Genomic DNA, 14,538 nt, shown 5'->3' on the forward strand with positions numbered 1-14,538 from the left:
TATCACAGGTTGCCCGTAATCCGAATACCCGCGTCGCCTGCGTTGTAGTTTTTGTTGATGAAGATGAGGATGGAGGTGAGGGCTTCTGCGGCGGCGGCGTTGCCGAGGGCGCCGGCGTGGAAGGCGCGCAGGCCCATGTCGTGGGCAAGCTGCACCACCTTTTCGCGCGACGGTTTGTCGTCGCCGAATATGAGCACGTCGCACGCGACATCCTCATCGGTGGCGAGTTTGTGGGCAGCGACATTGTGGAAGGCGGAGACGATGGTAACGCCTTCGCCGAGCAGCTTTTGGGCCCGTTGCGCGGCACTGCCTTCGGGGGGAAGCTGGACGCGCATCACCTTGGGGGGGACAAGCGGCACGGTGGTGTCGACCACTATCTTGCCGGCGCAATGCGGGGCGATCTCGGCCAGTGTCCCCTCTTGCGCGCCGAACGGCACGGTGACGATGATGAGGTCGGCTTCACGCGCTGCGTCGGCGTTGGCGAGCCCTGTAAGGCCAAAGCCGAGTTCCGTTGCGGTGCGCTCTGCGCTTTCGGCCGAACGCGAACCGATGACGACGCTATGCCCTGCCTTGGCAAGCCGGCGGGCGATGGCCGCGCCCAGATTGCCAGTGCCGCCAACGACCGCGATTTTTTCGACCATATCAGATTGTCCTTCCATTTGAGATTATTCCGCTGCTTCGAGCTGGGGCTGCGGGACCGAGGCATAAAGCGTGGTGCGCTGCACGGCTTGACGGCCCGCCTGACCTGCAAGCGTCGCCATCTGCTCGGGATCGCAAAGCTGGCCGTTCAGGCCCCCTGCGGCCCGGGTAATCGATTCGTCCATCAGCGTGCCGCCCAGATCGTTGACGCCTGCCTGCAGGGCGGCGATCACGCCGTCGCTACCCAGCTTGACCCAGCTCGCCTGGATATTGGGGATCACCGGATGCAGCACCAGTCGTGCGACCGCGTGCATCAGCAACGCCTCGCGGAAGCTCGGTCCGGAACGGGCTTGTCCCTTGCGCCAGATCGGCGCTTCCATGTGGACGAACGGCAGCGGCACGAACTCGGTAAAGCCGCCGGTTTCCTCCTGGAGGTCGCGCACCCGCAGCAGGTGCCGCGCCCAATGCTCATAGCCCTCGACATGCCCGAACATGATCGTGGCCGTCGAGCGCAGACCGACCCGGTGGGCGGTACGCATGACCTCAAGCCATTCCTCGGCGCCAAGCTTGTCCGGGCAGATGATGGCGCGGATCTCGTCGTCCAATATCTCGGCCGCGGTTCCAGGAAGAGTAGAAAGCCCGGCGTTGCGAAGGCGGGTCAGATACTCCTCCAGCCCCAGCCCCAGCGTGGAGGCCCCATGACTGACCTCCAGCGGCGAGAAGGCGTGGATGTGGATGCCCGGCGCCGCCGCCTTCACCGCCTTCAACACCGAAAGATAGGTATTGCCGTCATAGTCCGGGTGGATGCCGCCCTGGAGGCAGACTTCGGTCGCGCCCCGGTCCCACGCTTCTGCCGCGCGGCGTCCGACCTCCTCCAGGTCGAGGCGATAGGCAGGTCCGCGCATCGCCTTCGTGCTGCCCTTCGAAAAGGCGCAGAACCCGCATTTATAGAGGCAGATGTTGGTGTAATTGATGTTCCGGTTGACGACATAGGTGACCGCATCGCCGACCACTTCGCGCCGCAACGTGTCGGCCGCCTCCAGGACCAGTCCCGCATGCGATCCGTCCGCTTCAAACAGCCGCACGATAGCATTTTCGTCAAGCCGCTCGCCAGAGCGCGCGGCCGCGATAATCGCTTCGATCTCGTCCGATCCCGCCGTCCGGCTGCTGCTCGCCAGCACGGGAGCTACGTTCCCCGCCCCGGAATGCCAGTTGTCCGTAATGGGAAGGCCGCGCGCGTCGATCGCCCGGCGGACCAGCGTCGCTATCGCAGGATCGGTCCAGCGCTGGGCTTCGAGCGCATAAGAAGGCCCGATCGCCAACCGCTCTCGCAGCACGCGTCCTGCGGCGGTCGTAGCCTCGTCCAACAGGGCGAGATGCGGCCAGGGAGCCTCGGGATTGACATGATCGGGCGTGACCGGCGAAACGCCGCCCCAGTCGTTTACGCCCGCCCGCAGCAGTGCCGCGAGTTCGTCGGGCGCATGGAGATTGGGCGGCGCCTGGATGACCATTTGCGGGCCCAGGATCAGCCGGGCCATGGCGATGGTCCAGAGATGCTCGTCGAGCGAGGGCTCGGGATGATCGGCCATCCGGGTGCCGGGCTTGGCCCGGAAGTTCTGAATGATCACTTCCTGAATATGACCGTAGCGTCGATGCAATTCACGGATCGCGACGAGCGCATCCACCCGTTCCGCACGGGTTTCGCCGATGCCGATCAGCAGGCCGGTCGTGAACGGCACGCCCGCACGCCCCGCCGCTTCGATCGATGCCAGCCTGCGCGCCGGCAGCTTGTCAGGCGAGCCAAAATGCGGGCCGCCCTTTTCCGACAAGCGATCCGACGCGGTTTCAAGCATCAGTCCCATCGACGCCGAGACCGGACGCAGCGCGGCATAGTCTGCTTCATCCATGAGGCCGGCGTTCAGGTGCGGCAGCAGCCCGGTTTCGTCGAGCACCGCCCGCGCCATTTCGCGCAGATAAGACAAAGTGGTGGCGTGACCGAGCTTGCCAAGCGCCTCGCGCGCGGCAGAATAGCGCGCCTCGGGCTGGTCACCGAGCGTGAACAGGGCCTCGCGGCACCCTGCCGCAGCCCCTGCTTTTGCGACGGCGAGCACGTCTTCGCGCGACAGATAAGCCGTCTCGGCCTTCGAAGGCGTAGAAGCGAAGGTGCAATAGTGGCAAACGTCGCGGCAGAGCTTGGTGAGCGGAATGAACACCTTGCGGGAGTAAGTGACAACCGGTCCGAAGGATCCGAGCGTCATGGCTTCCGCCCGGGCGATTAACTCGTCCAGCGGTCCATCGGCCAACGCCCGGTCTTCCTCGATAAGACCCTTGTAATAGTCCGACATCCCAATGTCCTCTTTGATGTCCGGCAAGTCGATTAGCCGGACACTAACGATCTTGCGATCAGATTGCGCTGGATTTCGTTCGTGCCACCAAAAATCGACCAGCAGCGGCCGTAGAGATATTGATGGCCCATAAAGCTCGCGCGCTGGGACGGCGTGAACTGGCCATGCGGTTTAAGGTGGAGATCTTCAGGATCATGCGCCCCGCCCAGCGGACCTTCAATCTCCAGCGCGATTTCAGACAGCTTCTGAAGTATCTCTGTACTGCGGACCTTGAGCACCGAGGCCTCAGGCCCATCCTTGGACGCGCCGCCGGCCCATTTCGTCACATAGCTTTGCTCCAGCGCACAAAGCGTCAGCAGCTCAATTTCCGCCCCTGCAAGTTTTTCGGAGAGACGGGCTTTGGCTGACGACGAGGGTACTTCGGCCAGCATGGCCTTGATGTTCTTGAGCAGGCGCAATTTGGGCCCGGTATCGGCGATCGCTACCCGTTCGTGCGACAGCAGGAATTTGGCGATCGTCCAGCCCTGCCCTTCCTCGCCCACCAGATTTTCGGCCGGAACCCTGACATTGTCGAGGAAGAGCTGATTGGTATGGTGCTGGCCATCGATGGTGACGATCGGCCGCACCTCGATCCCGGGGCTGGTCATGTCGATGAGCAGCATGGAAATACCGCGCTGCGCCTTCACCTCGCGGTCGGTGCGGACCAGGCAATGCATCATGTCCGCCCAGTGCGCTTCGGTCGTCCACATCTTGGTGCCGTTGACGATATAATGGTCGCCATCGCGCACCGCAGTGGTCTTGAGCGAGGCAAGATCGGAACCGGAATTGGGCTCGGAGTAACCCTGACACCACCATGTGTCGCTCGAGAGGATACCGGGCAGATATTTCGCGCGCTGTTCGTCGGTGCCGAACTCCTGGAGCACCGGTCCGATCATGTTGACGCCATAGGGGATGATCATCGGCGCGTTGTTGACCGATGATTCCTGCAGGAACACCAACTGCTGTTCCATGCTCCAGCCAGCGCCGCCCTGTTCGACCGGCCATGCGCCGGCAAACCAGCCCTTTTCGTAAAGGATCTTCTGCCAGCGGACATAATCGTCCTTGTCGATCTCCATTCCAAGGGCGCCTTTGCGGGCGATATCCTCGGGCAAATGCGCGCGCACGAACGCGCGGACCTCGGCGCGGAAGGGGGTGTCCTTGACGACATTGACCCCCAGTCCGGCAAACCGCGCACGATGCAGGTCGGCGCTTCCCAACTCCGCCCGGATAGCCGCAAGCCGACGCATATAATGGCTGACGTCAAGCTCGTCGCTCACCCCCATGCCGCCGTGCATCTGGACCGCTTCATGGCCGATGCGCCGCCCGGCATCGTCCGCCAGCGCCTTGACCGCCGAGGCGAGCGCCGAGCGGTCGGGCGTAGCAGCGTCCATGGCCTCGATCGCCTGCTCGGTCAGCGCGCGGGCTTCCTCGGCGGCGGCAAACATGTCCGCGGCGCGGTGCTGCAGCGCCTGGAAACTGGCGAGCGGCACGCCGAACTGCTGGCGCGTGCCGAGATAGGCGAAGGTCGCTGCATTGAGCGCGGTGACGATGCCCACGGTTTCGGCGGCGAGCGCGACCAGCCCCTGCTCGAGCGCCGCAACGAGGACATCGTTGCCGGCAAGCCAGCGGGCCGGGACGTTCAGAAATTCCATTGTCGCGGCGGAGGAACCGTCGATCAGGCGAAAGCTGTCGCGCGTTATCCCGTCGGCCCTGGCATCGACCAGATAGGCGCCAGCAACGCCGTCCAATGTGGCCGTTACGATGAACCGCTCGGCCAGATCCGCATGGCGCACCACCAGCTTGCGGCCGTTGATATGATAGCCCTCGCCAGCCCTCGCCGCCCGCGTTTCGGGCAGGCCGAAGGGATCATAGCCTTCCTCATGCGCCAGGGCGATCACGGTTTCGCCGGCGATCAATGCGGACAGGTCTTCGCCCGCGGCGCGCAAAATGCCGCCGCAAAGGGCATTGGCCAACACCGGCTCCACCACCAGCTTGCGGCCGACCTCTTCCATGACGACGGCGATGTCCCGCATCGTTCCGCCAAAGCCCCCAGCCTCCTCGGGGAAGGTCGCGCCCAAAATGCCCTGCTCTGCAAGCGCGGGCCATAGCGCCATCCGGTCGGGCGACGCGCCCGAAAGCCGGCGGCGCCGCTCCTCGAAATCATTTTCGGCATCGAGGAGCTTGCCCAGCATATCGCCGAACATCTGTTGGGTATCGGTCAAGGCAAAGATCATGAACTACCGGCCTCTTTCATCGCGCCTTGAACAACTGGCCGATCGCTTGCCAAAAACTGGCCGCTCGCGTGCAAAAGGAGCGGGGCGAGCGACAGCGCCAGGGTCATGGCTATTCGATCACTCCAAGAACGCACCCCACTTCATAGGTCTCGCCGGGCTGCTTCAATATTCGCAGCGTCCCCGATGCCGGCGCTTCGACCTCGTTGGTCGATTTGTCGCTTTCCAATGCAAACAGGGGCTGCCCTTCGACAACCTCCCCGCCGTCGGCGACCAGCCATTCGGCCAGTTGCCCTTCGGACATCGAAAAGCCGAGCTTGGGAAGCAGAATTTCAGTGGCCATATGGAACTCCTTATCAGGCCAGAAGGCCGCGTATGGTGTTTTCGATGCCGGCCGCCGACGGCGCGAACGCCTCTTCGAGCGACTTGGCGTAGGGCACCGGCGAGAAGGCCCCGCCCAAGCGCTTCACCGGGGCCTTAAGCCGTCCGAAGAAATGCTCGTTGAGTTCGGCGGCGATCTCGGCGCCGACGCCGAACTCTCTTACGGCCTCGTGCACGATGAGGGCGCGGCCGGTCTTCTCGACCGAGGCGCGCACCGTGTCCTTGTCCCAGGGCGCGATCGTGCGAAGATCGACCACTTCGACCGCAATGCCTTCGCCGGCGAGCTTTTCCGCCGCGGCGAGCGCCGGGGCCACCATCGAGGCGTAGCTGATAATCGTCACATCGCCCCCTTCGCGCGCGACCTTCGCCTTGCCGAGCGGGACCCGTTCGCGGTCGACCGGTCCGACATTCCAATAGCCCGGCAGGTTCTCGATGAAGATCACGGGATCATCGTCCTCGATCGCGCTTCTCAGCAGACCATAGGCGTCCGCCGGGTTGGACGGCGCCACCACCTTGATGCCGGGGGTATGCGCGAACCAGGCTTCCAGATAGTCGCTGTGCTGACCCCCATTCGACATGCCCGATCCGGTCATCGTGCGGATCACGATCGGCACATGGGTCTGGCCGCCCGACATGAAGCGCAGCTTTGCGGCATGATTGACGATCATGTCCATCGCCACCGTCGTGAAGTTCATCAGCATGATCTCGGCAACGGCGCGATAGCCGCGCAGCGAAGCGCCGATCGCAGCGCCAATGATCGCCTGCTCGGAAATCGGCGTCGACTTGACGCGATCGTCGCCGAACGCGGTCGAAAGCCCCTTGGTGACGCCGACGACGCCGCCCTCCTCAAAATCGGCGACATCCTCGCCGAGCACGACGATCTTGGGATCGGCCGTAAGAGCATCGTGGAGTGCGAGATTGACGGCCTGGATGGTGTTCATGGTCTGCGTTGTCATCGTCTTGATCCCTCAGGCCAGTTCGGTGGCGAACACGTCGCGCTTCAGTTCGACAGGATCGGGCTGTTCGGCCTTGAACGCGGCCTCCACCGCCACCTCGATGCGCGCCTTGATATCCGCGTCGATCGCATCAAGCTCGGCTTCGCTTGCCGCAGCGTCGGAGAGCACACGCTTGCGCAGCGTCAGGAAAGGATCATTCTCCTTCGCCGCAGTCAGCTCTTCCCTGGGAATATAGCCGGCGGCGTCGCCGATCAGATGCCCATTGAAGCGGAAGGTGAGCGCCTCGATCAGCGTCGGCCCCTCGCCCGCCCGCGCGCGATCGACCGCGATCTTTGCAGCGCCATACATTTCGTCGACGTCGTTACCGTTTACCGTCACACCGGGCATGCCGTAGCCCGCCGCCCGCTTCGAGAGCTGATCGACAGCAGTCGAATTGGCAAAGCTGGTATGCTCGGCATAAAGATTGTTCTGGCAGACGAAGATCACCGGCAGCTTCCACAGCGCCGCAAGATTGAGCGATTCGTGGAACGCGCCGATATTCGCCGCGCCATCACCGAAATTGGCGACCGCGACATCGCCCTTGCCGTCGAGCTTGGCGGCCCAGCCAAGGCCGGTGGCGATCGGCATCGACGAGCCCACCACGCCGGTTGTCACCATGCACCCGCTCTCCGGATGGGTAAGGTGCATCGTACCCCCCTTCCCCTTGCAGCTGCCGGTCACGCGTCCGGCAAGCTCAGCCCAGAGCGGCTCTAACGGAAAGCCCTTGGCGAGCATGTCGTGGGTGCCACGATAGATGGTGCAGATCGTGTCGCTGTCGCTGAGGCTGACGGAGAGCGCGGCGGGAATGATCTCCTGCCCCGCCGGCGAATAATAGGGCGTCACCAGCTGACCGGCTTTCATCGCCTTGATTACGCGCAAATCATTATGGCGAATGAGCGACGCCTTGCGATAGATTTCGAGCAGCGTTGCCGCATCCGGTTTAGGTAAGTTCGACATCCCGTCCTCCTTGCTTACCGCTTGTCCGAAAACAAGTCGCGGCCAATGATTTGCTTCATAACTTCAGCAGCGCCCCCCGCAATGCGTGCAATGCGTGCATCGATGAAGGCACGCGCGATCGGATATTCCGTCATATAGCCATAGCCGCCAAAAAATTGCAGGCACTCATTGACGACCTTGTTGTGGAGATCGGTGACCAGCATCTTCACCTTGGCGGCGTCAACGGGGCTGAGTTCGCCTTTGAGATGACTGGCGATGCACCAGTCGGTGAACACGCGCAGCGCGGTGGTTTCGGCAGACAGCTGCGCCAGCACGAACTGCGTATTCTGGAAATCCGCGATGCTATGGCCGAAGGCCTTGCGTTCGGCGGTATAATCCACCGTCCACTGGATCGCCGCTTCGCAAACGCAGATGCTGCGAATGGCCTGGGTCAAGCGCTCCTGCGACAGCTTGGTCATCAGCATCGCAAAGCCCCCGCCCTCATTGCCAAGCCGGTTGGCGACAGGCACCCGCATGTCGGCAAAGAAGAGTTCGGACGTGTCCTGCGCCTTCAGCCCGATCTTTTCGAGGTTGCGGCCTCGCTCGAAGCCCGGCGTGTCCGCCGGCGAAAGCACGATGCTGACGCCCTTGGCGCCCGCTTCGGGATCGGTCTTGCACGCAACGAGCGCGAAATCGCAATTCTGGCCGTTGGAGATATAGGTCTTCTGCCCGTTGATCAGATAGGCATCGCCTTCCCGCACGGCGCGGGTGCGGATCGCCTTGAGGTCGCTGCCGGCATTGGGCTCGGTCATCGCCACCGCGCCGATCGCCTCGCCCGTCACCATGCGCGGCAACCAGCTCTGCTTGAGCTCCTCTGACCCCCAGGCCAGGATATAAGGCGCCACCATTTCGGAATGGACCATGAAACCCGGCCCGGACATTCCCGCCTTCGCCAGCTCCTCGATCACCACCACATTATAGAGCCAGTCAGCGCCCGCGCCGCCATAGCTTTCGGGGATGTCGCAACAGAGCATCCCCGCAGCGCCGGCCTTCAGCCAGACATCGCGCGGAACCCGCTGCGCCTTCTCCCACTCGGCGTGGAAGGGCGCCATTTCCGTTTCGACAAAGCTCCGCACCGTGTCACGGAACATCTCATGCTCGGCCGAAAACAGCGTGCGCTTCATCAGCTGAGACCCAAGATGGAGATCGCCGCGATCCCCTGATAGGGAACGCCGCCCAGATTGTGCGTCAGCCCCACCGAGGGCGAGGACAGCTGACGCTCGCCGGCGCGGCCCAGAAGCTGACTGTAGACCTCATAGGCCATGCGCAGACCCGATGCCCCGATGGGATGGCCAAAGCATTTGAGGCCGCCGTCGATCTGGCACGGCACCTTGCCGCCCGCATCATAGAAGCCGTCAAGCACGTCGTTCACCGCCCGACCTTCCTTGGAGATGAACAGGTCCTCCATCGTCACCAGCTCGGTGATCGAAAAACAGTCATGCACTTCGATCAGGCCCAATTGCTCGCGCGGATCGGTGATCCCGGCTTCCTTATAAGCGCGCGCCGCCGCGTTGCGCGTGTTGCGCACATGGCTGCCGTCCCAGACGTTCATCTGCGATTCGATGCCCGAACTGATCGAAAGCTGGATCGCCTTGATCGTGACCAGATCCTTCTTGCCCAGCGCTCGCGCGATTTCGGGCGTCGTGACAATGGCGCAGGCAGCGCCGTCCGACACGCCGCAGCAATCGAACAGCCCCAACGGCTCGGCGATCATCGGCGCATTGAGGATCGTTTCCATCGGCACCGCCTTGCGCAGATGCGCCTTGGGACTGCGGACGCCGTTCTGATGGCTCTTCCAGGAGACATGCCCGATGCCGCGCTTCAGGTCTTCCTTCGACACGCCATGCTTGGTGCGATAGCCCGCCGCAAGCTGGGCAAAGCCGGCAGGCGCCGACCCCATCGGCAGCCACATGTCGTTGAACGTGCCCTTGTAGGGCGACGGCAGCCCGCCATAGCCGGTGTCCTTGAGCTTTTCCGCGCCGATCGCGACCGCGATGTCGACCGCGCCCGAAGCCACCGCATAGGCCGCACCACGCAGCGCCTCGGTCCCGGTCGCACACATATTCTCCATGCGGCTGAACGGAATGCCGTCGAGGCGCAACGCGGTCGATGCCGGGATCGCCGAGTTGCCGACGTTCACATTGTCCATCGCGCTGCCATACCAGCCCGCTTCGATCTGCGAACGCTCGATGCCCGCATCGGCCAGCGCCTCGTCAAACGCCTCGCGCATGAGTTCGGACGAGTTCGCGTCCCAGCGTTCGCCGAAGCGCGAACATCCCATCCCGAGGATTGCAACCTTGTCCTTGATGCCTGTCGCCATGGTTATGCTCCTGCCCCGCCCATCGGCGTAGCTTTCCAGAAATACCGGTTGTAGCCGCGAATGCGGTCACGCTCCTTGATGCGATACGTCAACTTGAGCGGCGTCCCGACCTCAAGCCCCTCCGCACCGACATCGGCAACCTCCATCAGGATCCTGGCTCCGTTGTCGAACTGCACGAAGCCCACATAAAGTGGGGGCGCAGGATGATAGGACAACCAGTCGGCGGTATAAGTCAGCACCTGCGCGGGTTCATCGACCAGCGAATAGTCCTCGAACTGGCTTGCCGGCGCGTTGCATTCCGGGTTGACGCAATATTCAAGCCGCGGAAACTGGATGGTGCCGCAACTCCCGCATTTGCCCGCCAGCAGACCGCTGACTTCCTCGGCCGACCGATATTGCTCGGTCAGCGCGGTCTTTGCGTTCTTTTCGGATCGCATACCCCATTCAAGGTCGATGCCGTCGTAGAATGACAGCATCCGCATATAGCTGTCGGTCGCAAGCCCGTCCGCAAGCGCGCCCGATACCCCGCGGCGGGGCTTTGCATTCGCGATTGCCTCGGTGACCTCGAACACCAGAGCGTCGGCGCCCTGGCCGAAGCCGACGACCAGGATCCTGTCGCCTGCCGCCGCCGTTTCCAGCACATGGGCCAACATGAGCAGGGCATGCGCAGAGCCCGCATATCCAGCGCCATTTTCCAGCCCGTCGGCAGGCTTGCCTGCAAAGCCGATCTTCTTGGCGACCGCATCGGCCGCGCCGCGCTGCAAAGAGGGCATGACAAAATGGGTAATGTCGCCAACCGCGATGTCCGCCTTCGCCAAGGCCGAGGCGATGGCCGCCGGCGCAAGCTTGGCGTAGCCCTCGTCGCGGACCCAGCGCTCTTCCCAGAAATAGTCATGGCGGGACTGGGCAGCGCGGAAATGGTCGACAAAGGGCGCCGTCACGCTCGCCCAACCCAGCAGCCGGGCCACCACCTCGCCCGACCCGAGCAGGAACGCCGCGGCGCCCGCGCCATAGCTCAGTTCCTGCGTGCTGGCAGGCTTGGCGTTGGGGGCGTCGCTGGCGATGAACAGGGCATTGTCGCCCGCCTTGAGCGCCTGCAGGAACCCCGAGGTGCCAGCGCGCTGCGAATAGCCGACATCGCTGCTGGCAATGCCCGAGGGCAACCGCATAGCGCTCGCCACCAGCGAGGAATGCTGAAGATCGGCATAGGGCAGGCTGGTCGACGCCAGATAGAGCGCCTCGACATCGGAAGCATCCCGTCCGTCAAGACAGTCGCGAGCTGCTTCAACCGCCATGGTGACCGCGTCTTCGTCCCAGCTGAGAAAGGCGCGCGAGCCCTTGGCCTGACCGCGCAGGCCAGGAGCCATCCACTTGTGCGCCTCTGCAATCAGCGATCGATCGATCCGCAAGCGCGGCACATAGCCACCGAACAGCTTTATACCAAAGTCGGCCATTGGAACTCCATTTAAGGTAAGGTTTAGACCTCACTGATCTCCAGGAAAGGAACACGCCGTCAAATTGTCGCCATGCCCCCCGAACGCGAAATTGCCGATAAACCAAACATCGTCACTATTAAACCTGCACCCAGGATCGTAGCGAGAATTCGCCCGTTCACGGGTCAAGCAATGTCGATGGAAAAGCAGGTTGCCGCTTTTCCAGGAAAGCCCGTACGCCTTCTTCAAAATCCGGTTGGCCAACCGCTTCCACAATCGCGTCACGCTCGGCCTTGAGCTGAGCAGCCGCGGACTGTGCACCACTGGAGGCGAGCAATTGCTTAGCCTGTCGGACAGCTCCCACAGGAGCGCGCGCAAAGCGTTTCGCCTGAGCATTCCCCTCTTTTGCCAGCTCTGCAGATGCAACTATCCGCGTCGCCAACCCGAGCCGGAACGCCTCGTCAGCCCCAATGCGAGCTGCCGTCAGTATCAGTTCGGCTGCCCGGCGCTGCCCCACCACGCGCGGCAGCAGCAGACTGACGCCACCATCGGGAGGCAGGCCCACCTTCTGATGCGAGAACAGGAAATTGACGGTCTCGTCGCCGATGACATAATCAGCGCCGAGCGCGAACATCAACCCCGCCCCCGCCACGGCGCCCTGACACGCCGCGATGATCGGCACAGGGATGGCAAGATAGGCCTCCACCATCGCCTGAACTGCATTCAGTCGCGCGGCGAAGTCGGCGCGACGGGCTGCGACGGGCTGCTCGATTGCCCGCAGGAAGCCGCGCACGTCCCCGCCAGCGGTAAAATTGGGACCTTCCCCGCGAACAAGCACTACGCGCACTGAGGGATCCGTCGCGATGGAGACGAAAAGTTCCGTCAATCCAGGAACCGCCTCCTGAGTTATCGCATTGCCCTGCTCCGGGCGATTGAAGCTCAGCGTGAGAACTCCATCGGCCCGGTCGACCAGAAATGGCGGATTTTCGCTCATTTTGCTTAGAACGGATCCCAGGTGAAGACGTGCGAGGAAATGTCCAGCGGGTAGAAGTGCGGCTTCATCGCCGGCAGCGCATGGCTGACGATCGTTTCAGGCGTCCAGCCCTCGGACGTCTGAGCGGTGCGCAGCGGGCGCGGCTGGCTGAAGAGGATCGTCTCGTTCATGCGCGAGGAGAAGATCTGGCCGGAGACGTCGGCCGCGCCATCGCTGATCAGGCCGCAAACGAGCGGCGCGATTTTTTCCGGCGTCATGCGCTTGGCGATTTCCAGGCGCTTGCGGTTTGCCTCGTCATTGGCCGGAATGGTGCCGACCATGCGCGTGAAGGCAAAAGGCGCAATGCAGTTGGAACGGACATTGAAGCGCTGCATGTCAATCGCGATCGACTTGGACAGACCCGCAACACCCAGCTTCGCCGCGGAATAATTGGCCTGGCCCATATTGCCGATCAGGCCACTGGTCGAGGTCATGTGCACAAACGCGCCGCTGCCCTGCTCCTTGAAATAGGGCGCCGCTGCGCGCGACACGTAAAAATAGCCGTCGAGGTTGACCGCGCGGACCAGGTCCCAGTCCTCCTTGGTCATCTTGTGGAAGATGACGTCGCGCAAAATGCCCGCATTGTTCACCACCGCGTCGATCTTGCCGAATGCATTGATCGCGTCCTGGATGATCTGCTCGGCCGTTTCCCATGTGGCGATGGAATGGAAGCTCGGTGCGGCGATGCCGCCGGCCGCCTTGATCTCGTCGACGACCCGCTGCGCAGGCGTGGTGTCCGCGCCGCCGCCGGCCGCGCCGCCGCCAAGATCGTTGACCAAGACACTGGCGCCGCAGCGAGCAGCGAGCTTTGCGATCTCCGCACCCACGCCGTTGCCCGCGCCTGTAACGATTACCACCTTACCGGCAAGAATTTGCGAGTTTTCCATGTTCCATCCCATCTGTTCTCTGTAATAAGGACTACAGGTTTAGCTGCTAGTGTCAATGTACTAAATTATATGGCTTTCGCCAAGCTGGCGCGCCCCCGATCCACCACGACAACATCCCGTTCAACCGATCGGCACCGGAAGCGAACATTTTCATCCTCGCGATAAACCTCCACACGGATCGTTTCTCCCGGGAACACCGGCCGGCTGAACCGGACCTCCATGGAGCCTAGCCGTTCCGGCCGGCCATCACACAAACCGGTGATCAGCGCCCTTGCCGCAAGGCCCATGGTGCACAGCCCATGCAGGATCGGCCGATCAAAACCTGCCTTGCGCGCGACCGAAGGGCTGGCGTGAATTGGGTTCAAATCGCCGCTCAAGCGATAGATCAACGCGATCTGCGGCATGGTAGGGATGTCAATGACGAGGTCGGGCTCTGCTTCGGGCAGCGGGGAAAGCCCCGAGCCGGGATTTCCGAATCCCCCCTGGCCCCCATCCCCGCGCAGAAACAAGGTCTGCGTCACAGTGGCGTACAAATCGCCGGTGTCGCGATCGAACAGACGCTTCTGCATCCTCATGATCGCGCCCTTGTCGGCCCCCTTGTCCTCGACACTCAGAATTGAATATTCCCCACGCATGCGGCCTTCGGCCGGAATTGCCGTGTGAATTTCAAATGCCTGCTCGGCGTGCAGCACCTTGACCCAGTCGATCTCAAGTTCGGGCCGGTCAATCCAAAATCCCGGATGCGCAATCGTATTGCACATCGAAGGCACCGCCTTCAGTCCCTTTTCATATACGAAAGCCAGTTGCGCTTCGTCAGTCGGATCGCTGCCATAGCCCAATCCCAGCGCATAAAGAATCGTATCCCGCGCACCATATTCATGCACCTTGTCGTCGAGCTTGAAACGTTGCAAAATGTCCAGATTCACGATTTTTGGCCCCCTGATGCGGTCGAGATTGACTTCCCTTACCCGATTTAGGATTTAGGAACAAGAAAGGTATCTCGGTACGGAGCAGGCTCGGCGACATTTCTGGTCCTTTGTCGCTCGCGACGCTTTGCGATCCGCGAGCACGATGAAACCGGCAGTCGAGCCATCGGCAAGCGCCCATCGGCAAGCGCGTTGTGCGAATATACTTGCGAATATACTTAAGGTGATGGCGTCTCAACAACCGCAGGCCCAAGGGAATTCTAAGCGATGCCTAACAATTTAGAGATTAGACAATGAGCGCCAGCATCGATAC

12 protein-coding genes are annotated in these 14,538 nt (G+C 62.5%); all 12 read right to left on the minus strand.

Annotated elements, in window-relative coordinates:
- Positions 1-2: 2 nt before the first annotated feature.
- Positions 3-641: an NADPH-dependent F420 reductase gene (gene npdG / locus HNQ99_RS16040; protein ID WP_184477512.1), complete on the minus strand. Its 639-nt coding sequence runs from the start codon at positions 639-641 to the stop codon at positions 3-5.
- A gap of 24 nt (positions 642-665) precedes the next feature.
- Entirely contained in the window at positions 666-2,984 is a 2,319-nt protein-coding gene (gene cofH, locus HNQ99_RS16045) for a 5-amino-6-(D-ribitylamino)uracil--L-tyrosine 4-hydroxyphenyl transferase CofH (protein WP_184477514.1), read from the minus strand.
- A 32-nt stretch (positions 2,985-3,016) separates the two neighbouring features.
- The gene (locus HNQ99_RS16050) at positions 3,017-5,257 is read right to left on the minus strand and encodes an acyl-CoA dehydrogenase family protein (protein ID WP_184477516.1); all 2,241 of its coding nucleotides are present in this window, start codon (positions 5,255-5,257) and stop codon (positions 3,017-3,019) included.
- A 109-nt stretch (positions 5,258-5,366) separates the two neighbouring features.
- Entirely contained in the window at positions 5,367-5,597 is a 231-nt protein-coding gene (locus HNQ99_RS16055; RefSeq protein ID WP_184477518.1) for a biotin/lipoyl-containing protein, read from the minus strand.
- Between the two features lie 13 nt (positions 5,598-5,610).
- Positions 5,611-6,591, minus strand: coding sequence for an alpha-ketoacid dehydrogenase subunit beta (locus HNQ99_RS16060; RefSeq protein WP_184477520.1), 981 nt, complete (start codon positions 6,589-6,591; stop codon positions 5,611-5,613).
- 12 nt (positions 6,592-6,603) lie between these two features.
- Complete coding sequence (locus HNQ99_RS16065) at positions 6,604-7,587, minus strand: thiamine pyrophosphate-dependent dehydrogenase E1 component subunit alpha (protein ID WP_184477522.1); 984 nt, start codon at positions 7,585-7,587, stop codon at positions 6,604-6,606.
- Between the two features lie 14 nt (positions 7,588-7,601).
- A complete protein-coding gene (locus HNQ99_RS16070) occupies positions 7,602-8,750 on the minus strand; it encodes an acyl-CoA dehydrogenase family protein (protein ID WP_221232739.1) in 1,149 nt (382 codons plus the stop codon).
- Positions 8,750-9,946, minus strand: a complete 1,197-nt coding sequence (locus HNQ99_RS16075; RefSeq protein ID WP_184477524.1) for an acetyl-CoA acetyltransferase — start codon at positions 9,944-9,946, stop codon at positions 8,750-8,752. The genes HNQ99_RS16070 and HNQ99_RS16075 overlap by 1 nt, the downstream gene beginning before the upstream one ends.
- Positions 9,947-9,948: 2 nt before the next feature.
- Entirely contained in the window at positions 9,949-11,400 is a 1,452-nt protein-coding gene (locus tag HNQ99_RS16080) for a 3-oxoacyl-[acyl-carrier-protein] synthase III C-terminal domain-containing protein (RefSeq protein ID WP_184477526.1), read from the minus strand.
- A 157-nt stretch (positions 11,401-11,557) separates the two neighbouring features.
- The gene (locus tag HNQ99_RS16085) at positions 11,558-12,373 is read right to left on the minus strand and encodes an enoyl-CoA hydratase/isomerase family protein (protein ID WP_184477528.1); all 816 of its coding nucleotides are present in this window, start codon (positions 12,371-12,373) and stop codon (positions 11,558-11,560) included.
- A gap of 5 nt (positions 12,374-12,378) precedes the next feature.
- Positions 12,379-13,311: an SDR family NAD(P)-dependent oxidoreductase gene (locus tag HNQ99_RS16090; RefSeq protein ID WP_322790392.1), complete on the minus strand. Its 933-nt coding sequence runs from the start codon at positions 13,309-13,311 to the stop codon at positions 12,379-12,381.
- A 53-nt stretch (positions 13,312-13,364) separates the two neighbouring features.
- On the minus strand, positions 13,365-14,225 hold the full coding sequence (locus HNQ99_RS16095) for a MaoC/PaaZ C-terminal domain-containing protein (protein ID WP_221232740.1): 861 nt from the start codon (positions 14,223-14,225) through the stop codon (positions 13,365-13,367).
- Positions 14,226-14,538: the final 313 nt, after the last annotated feature.

The organism is Rhizorhapis suberifaciens (assembly GCF_014200045.1).
Taxonomy (GTDB): domain Bacteria; phylum Pseudomonadota; class Alphaproteobacteria; order Sphingomonadales; family Sphingomonadaceae; genus Rhizorhapis; species Rhizorhapis suberifaciens.